The organism is Microbacterium sp. E-13, from assembly GCF_049912955.1.
In the GTDB taxonomy this organism is placed as follows: Bacteria; Actinomycetota; Actinomycetes; order Actinomycetales; family Microbacteriaceae; genus Microbacterium.
Genome location: NZ_CP183973.1, coordinates 4045374 through 4065587, shown reverse-complemented (window position 1 = coordinate 4065587; position 20214 = coordinate 4045374). Strand labels below are relative to the sequence as shown.

Genomic DNA, 20214 nt, shown 5'->3' with positions numbered 1-20214 from the left:
ATGGCCGGCGAGACGATCATCACCGTCGTGGGCAACCTCACGGCTGATCCCGAACTGCGCTACACGCAGAACGGCCTCCCCGTCGCGAACTTCACGATCGCGTCGACGCCGCGCAACTTCGACCGTCAGGCCAACGAGTGGAAGGACGGCGAAGCGCTGTTCCTCCGCGCGAGCGTGTGGCGCGAGTTCGCCGAGCACGTGGCCGGCTCGCTGACCAAGGGCATGCGGGTCATCGCGACCGGCCGCCTCAAGCAGCGCAGCTACCAGGACCGCGAGGGCAACAACCGCACCGCGATCGAGCTGGAGGTCGACGAGATCGGCCCGTCGCTGCGCTACGCGACCGCCCAGGTCACCCGCGCTGCGGGCGGCTCCGGCGGCGGCGGAAGCTTCGGCGGCGGTGGCGGACAGTCCCGTCCGGCCCAGGTCGCCGACGAGCCGTGGTCGACCCCCGGTTCGCAGAACGCCGGCGGTGCCGGTGGCGGCGACGCGTGGGCTGCCCCTGGCGCCTACGGCGACGACACCCCGTTCTGATCTGGATGCCCCCGGGTCGTTGAGCGAGCGAAGCGAGACGAGACGCACCGGGTTGCGGCATCCGTCGAAAACACATTCTCAGTAAAGGAAACACCATGGCTGGAAAGGCAACCGGCGACCGCCGGAAGCCGCGGAAGGGCGCGAAGAACGCCGCTCCCGCGAAGGCGATCCGTGTCGGCGTCATCGACTACAAGGACGTCGCCACCCTCCGCAAGTTCATCTCGGAGCGCGGCAAGATCCGTGCCCGTCGTATCACCGGTGTCTCGGTGCAGGAGCAGCGTCTCATCGCCAAGGCGATCAAGAACGCCCGCGAAATGGCGCTCCTGCCTTACGCCGGCGCTGGCCGCTAAGGAGCACCGATGGCAAAGCTGATTCTCACGAACGAGGTCACCGGGCTCGGTAGCGCCGGTGACGTGGTCGAGGTCAAGAACGGGTACGCCCGCAACTACCTCATCCCCCAGGGCTTCGCGGTCGCATGGACCCGCGGTGGCGAGAAGCAGGTGGCGTCGATCCGCGCCGCCCGCGAGGCGCGCGCGATCCACGACCACGAAGAGGCCGTGGCGCTGAAGAACAACCTCGAGAACAACAAGGTGCGCCTCGCCGTCAAGGCCGGGGCCGAGGGTCGCCTGTTCGGTGCGGTCAAGACCTCCGACGTCGCCGACGCGGTCAAGGCCGCCGGTCTCGGTGAGCTCGACAAGCGCAAGATCCACATCACCTCCCCGATCAAGTCGGTGGGCGAGCACGAGGCGACGATCCGCCTCCGCGACGACCTCACCGCCGTGATCACCCTGCAGGTGGTCGCCGCCAAGTAATCCCTCGGGAGACGGCAGAACGGATGCCGCAGACCGGTGCTTCTGAGAAGCACTGAGTCTGCGGCATCCGCCGTTTCCGGTGAGCCCTCGCACCGTCTGCAGGATGCACCACGCGTCTCGGGTGACGGAACGGAACGGATGTGGCTCCGACCGCGGCGGCGCGGTCCAGGCAGTGACGCACCGCCGCGGTCGAAGGGCTAGGGCGGGAGGGCCGCTGGGGACGGCCCTCCCGCGTGCTCCGCGTCAGGACGAGGAACGTCTGGGGAACGTCGCCTCGCCCCGTCGATTCACGCGGAGCGGCGCCGCGCGCGGGCCGACGCACCCGCTGCCAGCAGCGAGAGCGCCAGCAGCAGGACGGGCAGCATGCCCGTTCCTCCCGTCGCGGCGAGCTGGGCGACCGTGCCGGCCGATCGTGCGGTCGAACCGGCCGCTGCGGTTGAGCCCGTGATCCCATCGGTGCCGTCGTCACCGGGCGTCTCGTCGGTCCCCGGATTGCTCGGAACGGTCGGGTCGGTCGGATCGGTCGGGTCGGTCGGGTCGGTCGGGTCGGTCGGATCGGTCGGGTCGGTCGGGTCCGTCGGATCGGTCGGATCGGTCGGGTCCGTGGGGTCCGTGGGGTCCGTGGGGTCCGTGGGGTCCGTCGGGTCCGTCGGGTCGGTGGGGTCCGTCGGGTCGGTGGGGTCCGTCGGCACCACGACGTCGATCGTGGTGCTGCCGCCGATGACCGAGACGGCGTTGCCGCCGACGGTGATCGGGGCGGTGACGGGCGCGGTGACCTGGGTTCCGCCGAGGGTGGAGTCCGACCCGCTGGTCGTGCCGCCGCTGCCGCTTCCCGTGCCGGTGCCCGGCGAGGCGACCGTCCCTTCGGACGAGCCGTCGCCGACCACGGAGAGGGCGTTGCCACCGGCGGTGACGGGTGCGGTGACGGGCGCGATGACCTGGCTGCCGCCAAAGGCGGAGTCCGAACCGCTGGTTGTGGCGCCGTCGGTGGTGGCGCCGCCGCTCGAGGTGCCGGTCCCCGTCGTCGCGCCGTCGCTGGAGCTGTCGCCGATGACCGAGACGGAGTTGCCCGAGGCCGTGACCGGGGCGGTGACGGGTGCGATGACCTCGGTTCCGCCGAGGGTGGAGTCCGACCCGCTGGTCGTGCCGCCGCTGCCGCTTCCCGTGCCGGTGCCCGGCGAGGCGACCGTCCCTTCGGACGAGCTGTCGCCGACCACGGAGACGGCGTTGCCACCGGCGGTGACGGGTGCGGTGACGGGCGCGATGACCTGGGTTCCGCCGAGGACGGAGTCCGAGCCGTCGGTGGTGGCGCCGTTCGAGCTGCCACTTCCCGTGCCCGTGCCCGGCGAGGCGACCGTCCCTTCGGACGAGCTGTCGCCGACGACAGAGATAGCGTTGCCGCCGGCGGTGACGGGTGCGGTGACGGACGCGATGACCTGGCTGCCGCCGAGGGTGGAGTCCGAGCCGCCGGTGGTGGCGCCGTCGGTGGTGGTGCCGCCGCTCGAGGTGCCGGTCCCCGTTGTCTGGCCGTCGCTGGAGCTGTCGCCGATGACAGAGACGGCGTTTCCCGACGCCGTGACCGGTGCGTTCACCGACACGACGCCCTGCGTGCCCGACATCAGACTGCCGTCGCCTGCCGTCTCCGCCGCGGCGGGCTCAGTCGAGCCAGCGGGCGCGCCGGCGGCGGCATCCGTCGATTCGCTGTCGCCGACGACCGATACGGAGTTGCCCGTGACCGTGACCGGCACGTTCACCGACACGATCCCCTGGGTGCCCGAACCGGCGGAATCGGAGCCGGTGGTGCTCGCCGTGCCGGAAGCCGAGGATGGCGCGGGGGCCTCGCTCGTCGAGCCGCTGCTCGACGAGTCGCCGATGACCGACACCGACGTGCCGGAGACCGTGACCGGGAGGGTGACGTCGACGACGGCCTGGCTGCCCGAGAGCAGTCCATCGTCACCGGTCGTCTCGGCCGCGTTGGCGACCGTTGCGCCGAGCAGCGTGATGCCGCCGGCGAGAAGCGTGCCCAGGAGGGCGCGCTTGCAGAAAGTGCGCATGGTGTTCCCCTTTTGTGGATTGATCGGTTCAGCGCGAGAGTGACGCGCCGCTCGGCGCGATGACGCGCCGGATCTCTGCCGCAGCCGCAAGAATGCGCGGCGCGGCGGAGCGCCCGATCAGTCGGGGGAGACGTCGGTGGAGCCGACGGGCGCCGGCGGCGCGTGCTCGCCCTCGGGACCTGCTCGGCGCACCCAGGCACGGTGTGCGGCGAGCGGGAGGAGGGCAGCGAGCGCCCAGACGCCGGGACCCGCACCACCGGGTCCCGCAGAAGACAAGGGCAGGCAGAGTCCGCCTGCGACCGTGACGAGCCCGCTCACGACAAGGGTGGCGGACGAGGCGACGACGACGGCGACGGAAGAAACGACGGATTCGGATGCCTCGACCCATGCGTCGCGCAGGCCCATGGAAAGGGCGAAGAGGGTGGCGGCAGCATCCGTCTCGGTGACGGCGACCGTCGCGCTGCCCGTGACCGACTCACCGGAGGGCTCGAGACCGCCCGGGGTACTGACGCCGTCAGGAGCGCCGACGCCGTCGGGGCGGCCGGGAAGGCCGGGAAGGAGCGGGCCGTCGCCGGGTGCGCCGGTCGGCGGTTGACCGATGGTCGCGCCGGTGTCGCCGACGGTGTCCACCGCGCCCCCGATCGTGTCGTCGACGGTGCTGCCCAGATCGTCGACGGCGTCGTCGAGGCCGACGTCGGTGACGATTCCACCGACGACCGGCACCTCGGTGACGACGTCGACGACGGGATGAGTGATACCGCTCACGGTTCCGCCGGAGACGACCTCCGAGACCGGCTGGGTCACGCTCACTGCGACGTCGCCGACAGCTTGGACCACTTGGCTCACCGGTTGCTGGACGGGTTCCGGCGCCGCTGCGACCGAAGTGTCGACGACCTCGGTGACCTCGGCGGCGACGCTCGTGACGGCCTCAGTGACCGTCGTGGCAGCCTCGTCGACGGTTGCCGTCACGGTCCCGAGAGCACCCCCGAGCAGTCCTCCGTCGTTGTCGTCGGCGTGCGCCTGTGCAGGGCCGAGGCCGAGCACCAGGGAGACGACGATCCAGGCCAACGCGGTACCGGCTCCGATGAGGGCCAGTCGCACGATCCTCGGCAGCTGCGAGGTTGCGATCTCCACGTTCACCTCCACACGACGAAAGAGTCGCACGTTCCGAGCGGATCGTGCGTGAGGGTGCCTGGAGTTGCGAGGGTACTACCGCACCGAAGGCCGTGTCCAGACCCGATTCCTCAGGTTTTACTGTTCCTTCTCGCCGGCGCGCAGGGGTTTGCGTGTCCGGAATTGTGCACAGGAGGGGCAGCGCAGGCGAAACCTTCAACCGTGACTTCAACCACATCGCTCTCCACAGCCTGTGCAGTTTCGGATGCCTGATCAGAGGCGGTTTCCGCGACGATTCCCCCAGGATGGACCCGAGTTGTCCACAGAGGTTGTTCACAGCCGCGACGGCGTTTCGCGCAGGCTCTCCACAGAGTTATCCACAGGCGCTGTTGCGGGTGTCGGTGGCCGTCCATAGCGTTGAGGGCGACCCACTGGGGGGCGTGCGCTTCTGTGCTGGATGCGGGAGTGCACCAGGGATCGGGACCGCTGGACGAGAGCGTCGAAGAAGCGGGATGCCGCGTCATCCCGCTGTTGGTCGTGCACTCATGAACGGCGAGCCCTTTCCGCTGCTGCCTCAAGATCTCGGACGATGGAACGAACGGTAAGGAGGACTCGCAGCCTATGTCGATCGCAGACATCTCCGAGGAGCGCATGGGGGCGCCGCGCGATTTCGAGCGCACTCCCCCGCATGACCTGCTTGCCGAACAGAGCGCGCTCGGTGGAATGCTGCTGTCGAAGGATGCCGTGGCCGACGTCATCGAGACGCTGCGTGGCACCGACTTCTACGTGCCGAAGCACGAGCTGATCTTCGAGGCGATCCTCACCCTCTACTCGCACGGTGAGCCGACCGACGTCGTCGCCGTCACCGACGAGCTCATCAAGACGGGTGAACTGCAGCGTGCCGGTGGTGCCGACTACCTGCACACCCTCACGTCGATCGTGCCCACCGCCGCGAACGCCGGCTATTACGCGTCGATCGTCTCCGAGCGCGCGCTTCTGCGTCGGCTGGTCGACGCCGGCACGCGCATCGTGCAGATGGGCTACTCGGGTCAGGGTGAGGCGCTCGACCTGGTCAACAACGCGCAGGCCGAGATCTACTCGGTCACCGGGGCCGAGCAGGCCGAAGACTACGTTCCCCTCACGATCGCGGTAGATGCCGCGGTGGAAGAGATCGAGGCCGCACGCGGTCGCGACGGCCAGATGACCGGCATCCCCACCGGCTTCTCGGGTCTCGACCAGCTCACCAACGGCCTGCATCCCGGGCAGATGATCATCATCGCCGCGCGACCCGCGATGGGTAAGTCGACGCTCGCGCTGGACTTCGCGCGCTCGGCCGCGCTCAAGCACGACATGCCCACGATCTTCTTCTCGCTCGAGATGGGGCGCAGCGAGATCGCGATGCGGCTGCTGAGCGCCGAAGGCGCGATCCCGCTCCAATCCATGCGCAAGGGCACGCTCGACTCCCGCGACTGGACGACCGTCGCCGCCACGCGCGGCCGAATCAACGACGCGCCCCTGTACATCGACGACAGCCCGAACATGACCCTCGTCGAGATCCGGGCGAAGTGCCGGCGGCTCAAGCAGCGCGCGGGCCTCAAGCTCGTCGTCATCGACTACCTCCAGCTCATGACGTCGGGAAAGCGCGTAGAGTCGCGCCAGCAGGAGGTCTCGGAGTTCTCGCGCGCCCTCAAGCTGCTCGCCAAGGAGCTGGGCGTTCCGGTCATCGCGCTGTCGCAGCTGAACCGTGGTGCCGAGCAGCGCGCCGACAAGAAGCCTGCCCTCTCCGACCTCCGTGAGTCGGGCTCGATCGAGCAGGACGCCGACATGGTGGTGCTCCTGCACCGCGAGGCCGCCTACGAGAAGGACTCGCCCCGCGCCGGCGAGGCCGACCTCATCGTCGCCAAGCACCGCAACGGCCCCACCGACACCATCACCGTCGCGTTCCAGGGCCACTTCTCGCGCTTCACCGACATGGCCCCGGGCGACTTCGGGTAAGTGTCGTAGTTCCCGGCTCCTCGCGGTGCTCATCCTCGTCCTCGGGTGATGAGCGACGGGCCTGCATGGCCCAAGGGGATGAATTAGACGGTGATGAGGACCGCAACGCGACGAACCCGGCGCGGGTATCAGCGGGACGCTCAAACCAAGTGCTTGGAGCAATTGCGCACTGCCTGTTGAGGACCTTCAGTTCGATCTGTGGAGAATCCTGGGAACCGCGAGCGTTGGCAGGACACCTACGGCTGGTGGATCACCAACCCGCACCGTGCGATTGGAACTGGGAGAAGGACATATGGAAGCGAAGGCGTCCAGAGGCGTGCTGGCAACGATCTGGGGCCTCGTGCTCGTCGGCGTGGTCCTCCTCATCTGGTGGGCGTTCGCGGTCTACGCCTACGGGATCGAGGTCGACGAGCACGCGCTCGCCCCCACGAGCAGACCCGGCGACGTCGCACTGTTCGCGCTCGGAGTGCTCAGCCTGGCGGCCGCAGCGCTGCTACCGATCCTGGACCGCAGGCGGGTTCAGCACCGCCTCTGAGGCACAGCTTCAGGCGGAGCAAACCGGTGGGCACACCACTGAACACTCGGCGTGCGGATCCAACGCATGATCCGATTAGCGAAGGGTCTACCGTGGCCGTATGACCGCCGCCAGCGAGCCGCAGAAGACCCAAACCCTCCTATCGGAGATCTTTTCCGCTGCGCACAGTCGCGACGTGGTCGCATACGCGTTGAAGGAATGCAATGATCCCGCGATCTTCGTAAACCTGCCTCTCGGCGACCCTGGTCCGGTTTACGGATGGGTCGGCTACTGGCACACTGGGGACGCTCAGAGCACGGGAACGCGTCCTCATACGGTTGTCGCGACGGCGCCCGAAGGAGAGATTGGCCGGCTCCGCGCAAGAGTCCGGCAGTCTTATGGGCTCCCTCACGTGACGACCGTCTTGCGCGACGGGGTAGCCGTGGTCGTTGCTTCCACATCCGAGGCCGCACCGGATACGCCGCCCGAGCGCGTCTCGGACGTGGGACCATTCCTAGACCGATGGCTCGAGTTGGCTAGTCAGGCGGACTGACAATGGTGAGCGGGTGCCTTCGCCACAGCGACGGCACCCGCTCTCCGCTGGACAGACGTTCTGCCCGCCGAAAACAACTAGAGCTTGTGGACTGGCTCCGAGACGTAGACATTGCAACTGAGCGTCCACCCGGCAATCGTCACCCACCCCGACATTGTGGCTCCGAACTTTTTCCCGTTCATGGCGTAGCCGACGTTGAGTTGACTGCCGTAAAAGCTCGTCCCCCAGAACGGGCCGAAGTCGTACTTACTGCCGGCAAACGTTGGACCCCACCACACGTGCAGTCCGCGACCCGTGATGAAGCCCTGACTGGAGTGCAGTGCGTAGTGGATGTTCGCGCGCCCACCCGACTGACCGACGTTGATGACGGCCGTGCCGCAGTTGTTGTTGTTGATGGCTGTAGGCGTGACGCCGCCCGCCAGAGCCGCAGTGCCGGTGATGGGCTCGTTGATGCCACACATCTGGATTCGCCCGGCGATCGCCTTCCGCCGGTCAGCCTCGGTGAGTTCGCCACAGTTCCACTCCATCACGACGGTGACAGAAGTGTCGGATGCACTCGGGTCCTCAGTCTTTCCCGTCCAGATACTCGCTGCGCTTGCCGGGCTCACCGTCGATACGTTCAACGCGAGTACGGCAGCGACCACCGCGAGCGGGCGAAGCACCCGTCCCAGTCGACCTTCTCTCAGGGACGCCAGCGGGGTTACAGCTTTCATGATTCGTAGATTCACCTTTCGTGCTTAGGACGCCGACATGGTGGTGCTCCTGCACCGCGAGGGCGCCTATGAGAAGGACTCTCCGCGCGCTGGCGAGGCGGACCTCATTGTCGCCAAGCACCGCAGCGTCCCACAGACCCATCACGCCTCAACGCCTTCTGCTGAACCAATTGGTGCGGAACAGGCGAACCATCCCGCCGATGAATTCGACGGCTGCCTCCAGGAGGTCACCGATCATCTATGGAGCGTCCTCACGCTGGGTCCACCCGCCATGAGCCTCGTCGTTGAATTTCCGCCAGCCCGAGCCACGGGAACAGCAGAGCGATGAGCACCCAGATCGCCTTTGCGGTTCCTGTGGCGGTCCGATTGCGGGCGATACTCACAGTCGTGATGACGAAAGGGATGATCCAGACGAAGGAGAGGATGATCACGTGCCATCCGTTGAGATTCCCGAGCACGCGCTCAGCCTGGCACAGCCTCTATGCGCCGCATCCCCTTGAGGGTCAAGCGCCGACCGCTCGACAGCCTCGGCACTGTCTTACAGGCCCGGCGTCTCTTTGTCGCGCGTCTTCAGAGAGATCTCTACGCGCAGCAACAGATTCACCCCCCAAATCATTCGCCCAGCCCGCAACGGCCAGCAACGGCGCATCCGCTCAGCGCTTCGGTTTGTCGCTGCCGCGCCCCACGAGATTCCCCGGCGGTGCGGGGAAGGGCCCGCCCGGGTAGAGCTGGTTCGCGGTGGCCTGGATGTCGCGCGCGATCGGGAGACGGAGCGTCGACAGGATCCGGCCGTTGTACGAGGCGCGGAACACATCGCCCTCGCCGATGGCGTTGCCCGCCCACACGGCCGTCGTCACCCGCGTGCTGGATTCGACCAGCCAGGTCTGGATCTGCTCGTGGGTACCCGTCTTGCCGAGCATCGGCGTGCCGTCGTTCGGGTTGCCGGCCGCGCCGGTGCCGCCGGGCACCATGACGCCCTGGAGCGCGAACGCCGCCGCGGCTGCAACCTCGGGACTGATGGCACGAGAGCACCGGTCGCCGGGAACCGGGAGCTCCTGGCCGTCCGCGTTGACCACGCGCTCGATCGTGCGCGGCACGCAGTAGACGCCGTTGTTGGCGACGGTGGCGAACGCCGCGGCCAAGGTGACCGGCGCGATGTTGTTGGTGCCGATGATCGCGGCCGCCCCATCGATGTCGATCGGCGCGCCGGTGCCGCGGGTCACGCCCATGCGCGCCGCGACGTTCTCGATGTCGCAGAGGTCGAGCTTCTCGGCCATACCGAGGAATCCGCTATTCAGTGATTGCGCCGTGAACTGCATCGGCGTCCCTACGTAGCCCTTGACGCCCCCGAAGTTGCGCACGACGTGGTTCTCGCGATTCACCCATGTGCCTTCGCAGTGGTCGCGGAGCCGCGGGATGGCGCGCAGGGTGCCGTCGACGGTCTCGAACAGCGAATGGCCCGTCTCGAGCCAGTCGATGAGGGTGAACAGCTTGAAAGTCGACCCGGTCGGGAAGCCGTCCGAGACGCCGTGCACCGAGTCTCCCGCGTACACGAGGGAGGTGTAGACGGGATCGCTCGCGGCGAGGTCCGCGTCCTCCGTGAACCGGTTGTTCTGGCTGATCGCGAGGACGCGTCCCGTGCTGGTCTCGATGCTGACCGAGGCCGACCCGAAGTTCATGCCCGAGACGGTCGCCGGCGCGTAGAACTGCATCGCCCCCTGCGACGCGTTCTGCAGGCGCCAGTCCAGCGTGGTGTAGATGTTCAGGCCCTCGCGCGTCAGCGACCGCTGTCGCTGCTGCGCACTGTCACCGAAGGCGGCCGCGTACGCGGGGTCCGACCGCACGGTGTTCACGACGTACTGGCAGAAGAAGGGTGCGCCCGTCGCCGCGCAGCCCGTGAGCGCCGGCTGTATCGCAGGAACGATCGGCTCCGCCGCCGCTGCGACGTACTGGTCGTCGGTGATCCGTCCGTCTTCGCGCATCCGGTCGAGCACGTAGAGCTGGCGTCCCTTGGTCGCGCTGTAGGCGTCCCCGGCGGCCAGGTACTGCTCCGGGGTGATCTTGCCGTCGGCGAGCAGCGAGTCCAGGCCTGCGAGCGTGCCGGGGGTGACGTCGTCGACCGATCCGTCGCCCGCCTTGTTGAAGGTGCTGCCGTCGTCGCCGAAGATCGAGCCGCCGGGCCGGTCGATGCGGAACGTGTTGGGGTTCTGCACGATGCCGGCGAGGGTGGCCGCCTGGCCCAGCGTGAGTCGCGCAGACGTGGTGCTGAAGTAATAGCGGGCCGCGGCCTCGACGCCATAGGTCGTGCCGCCGAAGTTGGCGATGTTGAGGTAGCCGAGCAGGATGTCGTTCTTGGAGTACTGCTGCTCGAGCTGCACGGCGTAGCGGATCTCCTGGAGCTTGCGCTCGTAGCCCGGCACCCCGTCCGCCTGGGTGGCTTGAACCCAGCATTCCTGCAGCACCTCGAAGCGCGACTTCGTCTCCGTCGGTGCGGCGTCGCGCTCGCAGCGCTGAACGAGCACGTTCTTCACGTACTGCTGGCTGATCGAGGAGCCGCCCTGGATCGCGCTGCCCTGGGCGTTCTTGATCAAGGCGCGGGTCGTGCCGAGGATGTCGATGCCGCCGTGCTCGTAGAAGCGGGGATCCTCCGACGCCAGGATCGCGTCGTACATGACGGGTGCGATCTCGTCGAATCTGACGGGAACCCGGTTCTGGTCGTAGAACGACGTGAGCTCGACATCCTGCCCGCTCGACGGGTCGCGCGCGTAGATCGTCGTGGGCAGCATGAGCCGATCGATCTCGAGATAGCTCGGCAGCCCCTCGAACAGCGAGACGGCCGTCCGTGCCGCGTGTCCCGTGATCGCCAGCACGGGAGTGATGGGAGCGACCAGCAGGAGTCCCGCGATCACGCTGAGTGACACGAGTCCGACCAGACCGCCCAGCACACCTGCGAGCGTGCGCTGGTACCGGGGCGCGGGTTCGCTCTGCGGAGAAACCTTTGATGACGGCTTCACGGCGGCTCCCATGTCCGGTGGGACAAAAGCATGACAGAGCGCACGCGATTGCGCGATGGGGTTCGATGCGCCGTCAGTTGGCCGATGGGGATGCCGCGACCCGGGGGCGCGGAGAGCCGGTCCCAGGCTCTTCGCGATCGGGCTGATCACCGAGCCGGGAGCGCCGCGCCGCGCTCCGGCGCTGGCTCACGCAGAGCACGAGCATGATGGCGCACGACACCAGGTAAAAGGTGTGCAGCGCCCAGATCGGACCGACCGGCAGGCTGAAGACGTAGAGCGAGTAGACGGCGTTCGCGCCGTTGATCATCCCGATGCTCGACAGGCTGTACGACGAGACATCCCGGGTGCGCAGCGCCTTGCGCACCATGGGCAGGTTGCTGACCGCGAACACGACGGTCGCGACCGTGCCTGCGATCAGCGGGATGTCCATGACTCCGACGGTAGGCGTCGGCATCCCTGGTCCGCGTCGGCAGAAATGACCAACTTCGCCGGCGCGCGCGTATGGGTCATCCTGTGTAGACGCGCGGCACCTGCCGGCGGCCGGCCCCGATCAGACGAGCCCGTTCTCATACGCGTAGGCGGTCGCGGCCGCACGCGTCGAGAGTCCGAGCTTGCCGAAGATGTTCGCGAGGTGACGTGCGACCGTCTTCTCGCTGAGCGACAGCTTCGCACCCACCGCGCGGTTGGTGAGCCCCGTCGACACCAGCCGCAGCACCTCGAGTTCACGCGGCGTCAGGGCGGCGGAACGGCGACCGGCCGTCACGGCGTCCAACTCGGCGAGGGCGGGGTCCGCGCCGAGCGAGCGGAAAACGGCGCGCGCCGTATCGAACTGGGCCGCCGCCTCGGCCCCCTCGCCCGTGGAATGCAGCGCGCGCCCGACGAGCACGCGGCACCGCGCCGCCTCGTATCGAGCATCCAGCCGCGTCCAGAGGTCCACGGCGGACCGCCCCGGTGTCACGGCCGCGTCGGACTGCCCCTCGGCGATCAACACCCGGGCCTCGGCGGCCTCGACGATCGCGTCGAGCATCGGGGTGCGAGCGGCACGGCGACCCGCCGAGAGTTCATCGAGTCCCCGGCGAGCCGCTGCCGCATCACCCGCGGCGACCTCGATCTCGATCAGCGCCGGCAAGAGGAAGCACCGCGTGAACGGATCGGCGCCGGCCACGCTGCGCCGGATCTCCTCCTGAGCGCGCTGCGTTCTCCCCGCAGCGAGATGGAGCAGAGAGACTCCCGGCTCCGCCTCCCACCCTGATTCCGCCGCGCGCCGGTACGACTCCTCGGCCGAATGGAAGGCGCCCCGTAGCCGGCCCAGTTCGGCGAGCTGGTATGGCGCGCCCCAGACCGCGCGATAATCGCCCGCCCGGAAGCGCGACAGGGCGAGTTCTGCTGCGGTGGATGCCTCCCCCCAGGCCCCGCGGATCAGCAGGAGCGCGGCCTTCAGCGCCTGGCACTGCCCGCTGAAGGTGATGAGTTCCGGCTGCGCGCTGCACCATCGGTCGAGCACGGCCGTCCACGCTGTGGCGCGCTCCAGGTCGAACGCGAGGAGGGCGTCGGAGATCATGGCGCACGCGAGGGTGCCCGTGACCACGGGTGTGATGTCGCCGGCGGCGATCGCCGTCATGCACCAGTCGAAGCAGGCGAAACCGTCCCCGATCTCGCCGATCTCGATCAGCGACTTGCCGAGCCCGAGCCTCGCGTTCGCCGCGAGTTCCCGGTCATCGTGCGCATCCGCGATCGCGAGGATCTCGCGGAATCGCTGCGCCGCGTCTGCGGGATTCCCGCTGCCGAGCTGCCCGACGGCAGGCGCCAGTCGCGCGAACCCGGCCAGCGCGCCGGGCCGCGGCATCCCGTTCACGATCCGCATCGCGCGTGCAGCCCACGCCACGCTGTTGGTGAAGTCGCCCAGCTCGATCATCTCGAGTGCCAGCCAGCCGGCGGAGCCCACGGCGCCCGCCGCGTCCGCTGTCGCGAGGTGCGCCGAGTAGGCGCGCGTCAGCGCGTCGACCGATGCCCGCGGCTCGCCACGGAGCAGTGTCACCTTCCCGAGAAGGTCGAGATCGGATGCCGCGAGCTCTCCTCGCGCGTCGGCGCGGCTGAGCAGCTCGAGCGCGGCGGCCCAGCGGAGGTCGGCCGCCGCCGAGCGGCCCGCGTCGCGGTCACTGGACGAGCCCATGTCGCTCCCGCGCCGGTCACAGCCGCACCGGATGATGCGGCGTGCGCCGATCGTGCCGGAACGGTACCGCCCCTCCGTCGGACCGCGCAAGGGCGCGTGTGCGGCCGGGGCCACAGGCTAGGGTGGCGCAATGGTGCTGGCGGGCAGGCGATGACCGGGGATGCACCGCGCGAGCGGTGGCGACTGTACGTGGACGGCCTCGCCTTCCGCGTCATCGCCTCACGAAGCGGCACGGATCGGCCCGCCGTCGTCCTGGTGCATGGGATCGGCGCCTCGCACCGATACCTCTCGCGTCTGCACGACGTTCTCGCCGAGGACCGGACGGTGTTCTCGATCGACCTGCCCGGTTTCGGCGGCCTGCCCAAGCCGGATCGTGACGTCGATGTGCCGACGATGGCCGCCGCCCTGGCGACCGTCGTCGCATCGCTGGATGCGGGTGCCGTGGTGCTCGTGGGTCACTCCATGGGCTCGCAGTGGGTCGTCGAGCTCGCTGTGGCGCGACCGGAGCTGGTGACCCACGTAGTCGCCATGGGCCCGGTCGCCGATGCCCGGCACCGCACGATGCTCGCGCAGACGATCGCGCTGGCGCGCGACACGCTCGGTGAGCCCCCCCTGGTGAACGCGATCGTCTTCTCCGACTACCTGCGGTGCGGGGTCCCCTGGTACCTCACGCAGCTGCGCCACATGCTGTCATATCCGATCGAGGACCGGGTCGCAGAACTCACCCGCCCCCTGGTGCTGATCCGGGGTTCGCGCGATCCGATCGCCGGGATGGAGTGGTGCCGTCTGCTCCGCGACCGGGCGGGCGGGGGGCGCGCAGCATCCCTCGCTCTCATCCCGGGCCAGCACCACGTCGCGCAGCACTCGGCACCGCGCGCCGTCGCCTCAGCGATCCTCGCTCACGTGGACCGGGTGACGGATCCCACCGCCGCACAAGAATGAAAATGTTGTGAAAAACCCCAAATTCATCGGTGAATGGGTATCGCAACCCCGAATCGATTCGATAGTCTGATCGCCTGCTGCTCGTCCACGACATCGCCACGTGGTCGCAGCATCCGTCCCCTCCGTCTTCTCGCTCGAGAGTCGCCTTCATGACCACCGCCCTGACGACGGGCCGCCCGTGGCGCGTCATCGTCGTGTTCGCCGTGCCGCTCCTCGTCGGCAGCGTCGTCCAGCAGCTCTATCAGTTCGTCGACGCCATCGTCGTCGGCCGCCATCTGGGCGTCGACGCGCTCGCCGCCGTGGGCGCGACCGGCAGCATGCTCTTCCTGCTGCTCGGGTTCGCGTGGGGCCTCACCTCGGGGTTCGCGATCCCGACGGCGCAGGCGTTCGGCGCCCGCGACCATGCCGCGGTGCGGCGGTCGGTCGCGGCGGGAACGATCCTCACGGGCGTGTGCACCGTGCTGCTCACCGTCGGCGCCCCGCTCCTGGCCGAACCGCTGCTCGAACTGCTGCAGACGCCCGCCGAGCTGATGGAGGACGCCGTCGTCTTCGCGCAGATCAGCTTCCTCGGCGCCGGCGCGATGATGTTCTTCAACTACCTGTCCGCGATCATCCGGGCGATCGGCGACTCGCGGACGCCGCTGGTCTTCCTCACCCTCGCCTGCGCGCTCAATGTCGTGCTCGTCGTCCTCATGGTGGGCCCGTTCGGCTGGGGCGTGGGCGGCGCGGCCCTCGCGACCGTGGTCTCGCAGGCGATCTCCGTGCTGTTGTGCCTGGAGTTCGTGCGTCGACGGATGCCGGCGCTCCACGTGCGCCGCGGTGACTGGCGCGTCACCCGAACCGACCTCGCTCGTCATCTGCGCCTCGGTGTGCCGATGGGCTTCCAGGCGTCGATCATCGCGATCGGAACGCTGGCAGTGCAGGTCGCGCTCAACCGCCTCGGAGCGGAAGCGGTCGCGGCGTACACCGCTGCAGCGCGCGTGGACGCTCTCGCCCTCACCCTCCTGCAGTCGCTGGGACTCGCCGTGTCGATGTTCGTCGCCCAGAATCTGGGCGGCGGACGGCCGGACCGCATCCGCCGCGGCGTGGTCCAGGCGACGTGGGTCGCGGTGGTCTCCGCGATCGCGCTCGGGATCCTCCTCATCGCCTTCGGCTCGGCGATCGTCGAGCTGTTCGTCGGCGACGGGTCGCCCGAGGTCGTCGCGCTCGCGGCGCAGATGCTGGCCATCAACGGCGCGTCGTACTGGATTCTCGGGATCCTGTTCGTCCTCCGCGGAGCGCTGCAGGGCCTGGGACACGCGCTCATCCCCACGGTCACGGGAGTCATCGAGCTCTTCATGCGCGTGGGCGCCGCCGTCGTGCTGGGCGGCATCTTCGGGTTCATCGGCGTGGCCGCGAGCAACCCGCTGGCCTGGCTCGGCGCGGTCGTCGTCCTTGTGCCCGCCTACGTCCGGGCGCACCGAGAGCTCTCGGAGGCGCCGATCACGCCGATGCTCGCCACGCCGACGACGCCGATCGCGGTCATCGGCCCCACCGACGGCTCGATGGTCGTCGACGCGGTCGTTACGCAGCCCATCGTCCTGCCGTCGGTCGAGAAGGATGCGCCGAGGCGTCACCGCCGGTTCGCCGGCATCCCGCTCCGCGATCGGCGCCGGACCCGCCGCTGAGCGAATCGCAGGGCCCGACGAGGGGCGGGCACGACGATGCCCCGGGTCCACGGGATCCCGGGGCATCGTCGCGGTCAGATCACCTGTCGTCGGTGAACACGTCCTTCACGTCGTCGCCGACCTTCTTGATCTTGGCGCTGGCCTGGTCGGCCTTGCCTTCGGTCTCAAGGCGCTCGTTGTCGGTCGCGTCTCCGACCGCCTCCTTCGTCTTGCCCTTCGCTTCTTCCAGGTTGTGTTTGATGTCGTCGTCCAGACCCATAATGGATCTCCTTTCATCGATGGTGAGAGGCGCTCAGTAGCCCGCGGCGGCGAGACCCACGCGGTCGACGCGGCGGTGGTAGCGCATGCCGGTCATGCCGCCGAGGACGGCCGCGACGAGCGTGATCACCGCAGCGCCGACAGCGGTGAGGATGCCCGTGAGGGAGGCCGTGTCGGCGGTCACGGGGATCCGCGGGAAGATGTCGACGTTCGCCAGAATGTCCCACTGGCTTCCCGCGACCGCCGTGATGACCGCCACGAGGATCGCGATCGCCACGGCCCACAGCCACACGGCGAGACCCTGCTTCGCGCCGCTGAACCGCGCCATGCGGCCGGCGACGTACCCGCCGGCGAAGTAGGCGATGAAGAGCACCAGTGCGATGGCGATCGCGCCGATGATCGTTGCGGCGCCCATGTTCTGGGTCGCGGCCTCGGCCGCGTCGTCGACGGCGGCCGGCGAGGTCAGTCCGATAGCCGCGCCGATGGCCGCGACCACGGCGGTCAGCACGACCAGCGCGCCGAGGGCCGTGAGCCACCCGAAGAATGCGGATCCGAACTTCATGCCGCCGAAGCGCTCGCGCTCCCGCTGGGCGACCACCTGGTGCAGGGGGGCCTCCCGGTTGTCGGGCACGCCATCCGCGTCGCGGTCACGTGCCACGGCGTCCCCGCGCGCGGCGGGGTAGACGTCACGCGTCACCTCGCGGTCGTCGCGTATGCCGTCGCCGTCGACGTCGAGCGGCCGCGTGCGATCGCGTTCCAGGTCTGCGTCGGATCTCGGCGGTACCGTCGTGCGGTCCCGGTTGTCGTCGGTGCTCATGGGGCGAAGCTAGGCCGAAGCGCCGCGAACGATCAGGCGCTTGCGCGACGACATTCTGCGAGGTAACCTCCCCGGTTTCGGGCGTACCGGTGGCCCCCGCGTCCCCGCGGAGCGGACGAGAGCACAATGGCGGGTATGGATGCCACCACCCCACTCCTGCGCACCGAGATGCCGCCGCCCAGCTACGTCATGTCGGCGGAGGGGTACCAGCTGGCGACGTACTCGTGGGGCGAGCCCGACGCCGACACGGTGCTCTGCGTGCACGGGTTCGCGTCGAGCTGTCGCGACAACTGGGTCGAGACCGGCTGGGTGCGCATGCTCACGGGCGCCGGCTACCGCGTGATCGGCGTCGATCAGCGCGGCCACGGCGCGAGCGACAAGCCTCACGACGCCCGCGCGTACTCGATGGGCGCTTTCGTCGCCGACCTCATCGCCGTGCTCGACACCTACCTGCTCGACGCAGTCCGCTACGTCGGCTACTCGCTGGGAGCCCGAGTGGGCTGGCAGCTGGCGGTCGACGCGCCCGAGCATGTGGGTCGTGCCGTGCTGGGCGGCATCCCGGACGGTCGCCCGCTCGGCCGCCTGCGCATCGAGCAGGCGCGCGCATATGCCGAGAAAGGCATACCCGTCGAAGACCGGGTGACGCACAACTACGTGACCCTCGCAGAGCGCGTGCAGGAGAACGACCTGCGCGCACTCATCGCGCTCGCCGAGGGGATGCGCTTCGGCGATGCCGACCCGGATCCGGACCGCCCGCCCGTGCAGCCGGTGCTGTTCGCGACGGGCTCGGAGGACGCGATCCTCGAGCGCTCCCGCGTCCTGGCTGCAACGGCGCCGAACGGCACCTTCGTAGAGATCCCGGGCCGCCACCACTTCAACACTCCGGGCTCCCGGGCGTTCCGGGATGCGGCGCTCGACTTCCTCGGCCCCGACGCAACCGAGATCTGAGTACTCAGGCGACGGCGGCCGCGACCAGCTCGGTGATCTTCTTCTCGATCGCGGGCGTCCACCGCAGCACAGCGAACCCGGTGGGCCAGAAGTCGCCGTCGTCCAGATGAGCGGACTCGTCGAACTGGATGGTCGCGTAGCGCGTCTTGAACTTCGAGGCCGGCTGGGTGAACACGACGACCTTGCCGTTCGCGTTCGCGTAGGCGGGGAACCCGTAATACGTCTTGGGCACGAGGCCGGGCGCGGCCGCTGACACCACCTTGTGCAGACCCTCGGCGATCTGCCTGTCGGTGCCGTCGAGCTTGCCGATCGCCTCGAGCACCTGGGCGGTGCCCGCCTCGCGGCTCTTGCCCGCCTTCGCCTGGTCGCGCAGCTCCTTCGCGCGCTGCTTGACCGCCTCGCGCTCCTCCTGCGACAGCCCGTCCGATGCCGTCTTCGCCATGACGCTCCTCCTCACGTTCTCGGGCCCCGGCGGCCCGTGCTCCCACGCTACTGACGCCCTCGCAGCCGTGCTTCTCCATTCCTGCTCGATGACCCGCGCCGATCCGCACGGGTCGCCCGGTCCGATCCTTGAACGGCGGCGTCCGCGCCTCTAGCGTGAGGTGACCCGACTTGGAGGAGCGTCCATGACCTCGCCCGCCGCCCCCGACGAGATGCACGCCATCTCGAGCGACACGCGCCACACCGTCGAAGACGTGCTCGAGTACGCGCGGCGGCGTGCGCTGTACGAGAACGTGCCGCTCGACAAGCCGCTGACCCCGCGCGACCTCGAGCGCCTCGCCTCCGGGTCGATCAGCCCGGAGGGCATCGGCTCCCGCCGTGCCATCGCGCTCTTCGAGAACGTGCTCGCACCCGCCTGCGTGTCGACCGACCACCCCGGCTATCTGTCGTTCATCCCGTCGGCGCCCAGCAAGGCCTCGCTCGCGTTCGACCTGGTGGTGTCGGCATCCGCGATCTACGGCGGCTCGTGGATGGAGGGCGCGGGCGCCGTCTACGCCGAGAACGAGGTGCTGCACTGGCTGGCACGCGAGTTCGGGCTTCCGGCGGGCGCCGGCGGCGTGTTCGTGCAGGGCGGCACGATCGGCAACCTCTCGGCGCTCGTGACGGCACGGGATGCTGCGCGCCGGCGCGCAGCGGAGGCGGGACGCACGCCCCCGTCACGCTGGGTGGTGGTGTGCAGCGCCGAGGCCCATTCCTCCATCGCCTCGGCGGCGGCCGTGATGGACGTCGATGTGGCGACCGCTGAGGTCGACGCGAACGGGCGCCTGCATGGCGACGCCGTCGCCCGGGTGCTCGACGCGCACGGCGACGCCGTGCTCGCCGTCGTCGCCACGGGCGGCACCACCAACTTCGGCATCGTCGACGACATCGCGAGCGTCGGCGCCGTCGCCCGCGAGCGGGGGGTGTGGTTCCACGTCGACGGGGCGTACGGTCTGGCCGCGATGCTCGTCGAGCGCACGCGCCCGGCGTTCGCGGGAGTCGAGCTCGCCGACTCGCTCATCGTCGACCCGCATAAATGGCTGTTCGCGCCCTTCGACGCCTGCGCGCTCATCTACCGCGAGCCCGCCCTGGCGCTGTCGGCGCACACGCAGAAGGCCGAATACCTCGACACGATCACCGGCAAGCCGGACTGGAACCCGTCCGACCTCGCGATCCAGCTCACCCGCCGAGCCCGCGGCCTGCCGCTGTGGTTCTCGCTCGCGACCCACGGCACCGACCAGTACCGCGCCGCCATCGAGTACGGCATCGATCTCGCCCGCCGTATCGCCGATGAGATCGAGGCGCGCGACGGCCTGTCGCTCGTGCGCGATCCGCAGCTGTCGGTCGTCGTGTTCCGGCGTGAGGGGTGGACGCTGGGCGACTACGAGGCATGGTCGGATCGCCTGCTCGAGGAGCAGCACGCGTTCGTGGTGCCGAGCTCCCACGCCGGCGAGCCGGTGCTGCGCTTCGCGATCATCTCGCCGCTGACGACTTTCGAGCTCCTGACGGCCATCCTCGACACCCTCGACTGAGGCATCCCCGGGGCACCCTGCTCGACGAGATCAGGAGATCCGGCCTATGCAGGACGAACCGCAGCCGATCGTCCTGTCCTCGCGAGATCTCCTGATCT

Annotated in this window: 19 protein-coding genes; 10 read left to right on the top strand and 9 right to left on the bottom strand. The window is 69.1% G+C overall.

Annotated features, from left to right (window positions below; genetic code table 11):
- The 3 genes from ACN9MP_RS18840 to rplI all read left to right on the top strand — a co-directional run bounded on the left by ACN9MP_RS18840 (position 1) and on the right by rplI (position 1343).
- Complete coding sequence (locus ACN9MP_RS18840) at positions 1–531, top strand: single-stranded DNA-binding protein (protein ID WP_426322742.1); 531 nt, start codon at positions 1–3, stop codon at positions 529–531.
- Between the two features lie 95 nt (positions 532–626).
- Positions 627–881: a 30S ribosomal protein S18 gene (gene rpsR / locus ACN9MP_RS18835; protein ID WP_005054609.1), complete on the top strand. Its 255-nt coding sequence runs from the start codon at positions 627–629 to the stop codon at positions 879–881.
- Between the two features lie 9 nt (positions 882–890).
- Positions 891–1343 (top strand): 50S ribosomal protein L9, encoded by a 453-nt coding sequence (gene rplI / locus ACN9MP_RS18830; protein WP_426322740.1) that lies wholly within the window; start codon positions 891–893, stop codon positions 1341–1343.
- Between the two features lie 287 nt (positions 1344–1630).
- Here rplI and ACN9MP_RS18825 read toward each other — a convergent pair whose 3' ends face one another.
- The gene (locus ACN9MP_RS18825; RefSeq protein WP_426322738.1) at positions 1631–3397 is read right to left on the bottom strand and encodes a beta strand repeat-containing protein; all 1767 of its coding nucleotides are present in this window, start codon (positions 3395–3397) and stop codon (positions 1631–1633) included.
- 117 nt (positions 3398–3514) lie between these two features.
- On the bottom strand, positions 3515–4531 hold the full coding sequence (locus ACN9MP_RS18820; RefSeq protein WP_426322736.1) for a hypothetical protein: 1017 nt from the start codon (positions 4529–4531) through the stop codon (positions 3515–3517).
- 600 nt (positions 4532–5131) lie between these two features.
- Between ACN9MP_RS18820 and dnaB the strand changes: the two genes are divergently transcribed.
- Together dnaB and ACN9MP_RS18810 are read left to right on the top strand one after the other, a co-directional pair.
- Positions 5132–6505, top strand: coding sequence for a replicative DNA helicase (dnaB, locus tag ACN9MP_RS18815; protein WP_426322734.1), 1374 nt, complete (start codon positions 5132–5134; stop codon positions 6503–6505).
- Between the two features lie 292 nt (positions 6506–6797).
- Positions 6798–7040 carry a hypothetical protein gene (locus ACN9MP_RS18810; protein ID WP_426322732.1) on the top strand — a complete coding sequence of 81 codons (243 nt, stop codon included), beginning with the start codon at positions 6798–6800 and terminating at the stop codon, positions 7038–7040.
- A gap of 609 nt (positions 7041–7649) precedes the next feature.
- Here the strand turns inward: ACN9MP_RS18810 and ACN9MP_RS18805 are convergent.
- The gene (locus ACN9MP_RS18805; RefSeq protein ID WP_426322730.1) at positions 7650–8234 is read right to left on the bottom strand and encodes a hypothetical protein; all 585 of its coding nucleotides are present in this window, start codon (positions 8232–8234) and stop codon (positions 7650–7652) included.
- Positions 8235–8322: 88 nt separating this feature from the next.
- On the opposite strand from ACN9MP_RS18805, the gene ACN9MP_RS18800 reads away from it, so the two are divergent.
- Entirely contained in the window at positions 8323–8613 is a 291-nt protein-coding gene (locus tag ACN9MP_RS18800; RefSeq protein WP_426322728.1) for a hypothetical protein, read from the top strand.
- A 325-nt stretch (positions 8614–8938) separates the two neighbouring features.
- On the opposite strand, the gene ACN9MP_RS18795 is transcribed toward ACN9MP_RS18800, so the two are convergent.
- The 3 genes from ACN9MP_RS18795 to ACN9MP_RS18785 form a co-directional block, all read right to left on the bottom strand.
- Entirely contained in the window at positions 8939–11299 is a 2361-nt protein-coding gene (locus tag ACN9MP_RS18795) for a transglycosylase domain-containing protein (protein ID WP_426322726.1), read from the bottom strand.
- A 73-nt stretch (positions 11300–11372) separates the two neighbouring features.
- Positions 11373–11729 (bottom strand): hypothetical protein, encoded by a 357-nt coding sequence (locus ACN9MP_RS18790; RefSeq protein ID WP_426322724.1) that lies wholly within the window; start codon positions 11727–11729, stop codon positions 11373–11375.
- A 120-nt stretch (positions 11730–11849) separates the two neighbouring features.
- Positions 11850–13472, bottom strand: a complete 1623-nt coding sequence (locus ACN9MP_RS18785; RefSeq protein WP_426322722.1) for a LuxR C-terminal-related transcriptional regulator — start codon at positions 13470–13472, stop codon at positions 11850–11852.
- Positions 13473–13622: 150 nt separating this feature from the next.
- On the opposite strand from ACN9MP_RS18785, the gene ACN9MP_RS18780 reads away from it, so the two are divergent.
- Both ACN9MP_RS18780 and ACN9MP_RS18775 read left to right on the top strand, forming a co-directional pair.
- A complete protein-coding gene (locus ACN9MP_RS18780; protein WP_426322720.1) occupies positions 13623–14414 on the top strand; it encodes an alpha/beta fold hydrolase in 792 nt (263 codons plus the stop codon).
- Positions 14415–14563: 149 nt separating this feature from the next.
- Entirely contained in the window at positions 14564–16081 is a 1518-nt protein-coding gene (locus ACN9MP_RS18775; protein ID WP_426322719.1) for an MATE family efflux transporter, read from the top strand.
- A 79-nt stretch (positions 16082–16160) separates the two neighbouring features.
- Here the strand turns inward: ACN9MP_RS18775 and ACN9MP_RS18770 are convergent, their stop codons facing one another.
- Entirely contained in the window at positions 16161–16340 is a 180-nt protein-coding gene (locus tag ACN9MP_RS18770) for a CsbD family protein (RefSeq protein ID WP_426322718.1), read from the bottom strand.
- Positions 16341–16373: 33 nt separating this feature from the next.
- Positions 16374–17156 carry a YrzE family protein gene (locus ACN9MP_RS18765; protein WP_426322716.1) on the bottom strand — a complete coding sequence of 261 codons (783 nt, stop codon included), beginning with the start codon at positions 17154–17156 and terminating at the stop codon, positions 16374–16376.
- 135 nt (positions 17157–17291) lie between these two features.
- Between ACN9MP_RS18765 and ACN9MP_RS18760 the strand changes: the two genes are divergently transcribed.
- Positions 17292–18104 (top strand): alpha/beta fold hydrolase, encoded by an 813-nt coding sequence (locus ACN9MP_RS18760; RefSeq protein WP_426322714.1) that lies wholly within the window; start codon positions 17292–17294, stop codon positions 18102–18104.
- 4 nt (positions 18105–18108) lie between these two features.
- Here ACN9MP_RS18760 and ACN9MP_RS18755 read toward each other — a convergent pair whose 3' ends face one another.
- Positions 18109–18546 (bottom strand): hypothetical protein, encoded by a 438-nt coding sequence (locus ACN9MP_RS18755; protein ID WP_426322712.1) that lies wholly within the window; start codon positions 18544–18546, stop codon positions 18109–18111.
- 184 nt (positions 18547–18730) lie between these two features.
- On the opposite strand from ACN9MP_RS18755, the gene ACN9MP_RS18750 reads away from it, so the two are divergent.
- Positions 18731–20116 (top strand): pyridoxal phosphate-dependent decarboxylase family protein, encoded by a 1386-nt coding sequence (locus ACN9MP_RS18750; protein WP_426322710.1) that lies wholly within the window; start codon positions 18731–18733, stop codon positions 20114–20116.
- The last annotated feature ends 98 nt before the right edge of the window (positions 20117–20214 follow it).

Excerpts from the sequence above, each read along its gene's own strand:
- ACN9MP_RS18840 (WP_426322742.1), top strand. The coding sequence starts at position 1 with ATGGCCGGCGAGACGATCATCACCGTCGTGGGCAACCTCACGGCTGAT.
- rpsR (WP_005054609.1), top strand. The coding sequence starts at position 627 with ATGGCTGGAAAGGCAACCGGCGACCGCCGGAAGCCGCGGAAGGGCGCG.
- rplI (WP_426322740.1), top strand. The coding sequence starts at position 891 with ATGGCAAAGCTGATTCTCACGAACGAGGTCACCGGGCTCGGTAGCGCC.
- ACN9MP_RS18765 (WP_426322716.1), bottom strand. The coding sequence starts at position 17,156 with ATGAGCACCGACGACAACCGGGACCGCACGACGGTACCGCCGAGATCC.
- ACN9MP_RS18760 (WP_426322714.1), top strand. The coding sequence starts at position 17,292 with ATGGATGCCACCACCCCACTCCTGCGCACCGAGATGCCGCCGCCCAGC.
- ACN9MP_RS18755 (WP_426322712.1), bottom strand. The coding sequence starts at position 18,546 with ATGGCGAAGACGGCATCGGACGGGCTGTCGCAGGAGGAGCGCGAGGCG.
- ACN9MP_RS18790 (WP_426322724.1), bottom strand. The coding sequence starts at position 11,729 with ATGGACATCCCGCTGATCGCAGGCACGGTCGCGACCGTCGTGTTCGCG.
- ACN9MP_RS18825 (WP_426322738.1), bottom strand. The coding sequence starts at position 3,397 with ATGCGCACTTTCTGCAAGCGCGCCCTCCTGGGCACGCTTCTCGCCGGC.
- dnaB (WP_426322734.1), top strand. The coding sequence starts at position 5,132 with ATGTCGATCGCAGACATCTCCGAGGAGCGCATGGGGGCGCCGCGCGAT.
- ACN9MP_RS18780 (WP_426322720.1), top strand. The coding sequence starts at position 13,623 with ATGACCGGGGATGCACCGCGCGAGCGGTGGCGACTGTACGTGGACGGC.
- ACN9MP_RS18775 (WP_426322719.1), top strand. The coding sequence starts at position 14,564 with ATGACCACCGCCCTGACGACGGGCCGCCCGTGGCGCGTCATCGTCGTG.
- ACN9MP_RS18810 (WP_426322732.1), top strand. The coding sequence starts at position 6,798 with ATGGAAGCGAAGGCGTCCAGAGGCGTGCTGGCAACGATCTGGGGCCTC.
- ACN9MP_RS18785 (WP_426322722.1), bottom strand. The coding sequence starts at position 13,472 with ATGGGCTCGTCCAGTGACCGCGACGCGGGCCGCTCGGCGGCGGCCGAC.
- ACN9MP_RS18800 (WP_426322728.1), top strand. The coding sequence starts at position 8,323 with ATGGTGGTGCTCCTGCACCGCGAGGGCGCCTATGAGAAGGACTCTCCG.
- ACN9MP_RS18750 (WP_426322710.1), top strand. The coding sequence starts at position 18,731 with ATGACCTCGCCCGCCGCCCCCGACGAGATGCACGCCATCTCGAGCGAC.
- ACN9MP_RS18770 (WP_426322718.1), bottom strand. The coding sequence starts at position 16,340 with ATGGGTCTGGACGACGACATCAAACACAACCTGGAAGAAGCGAAGGGC.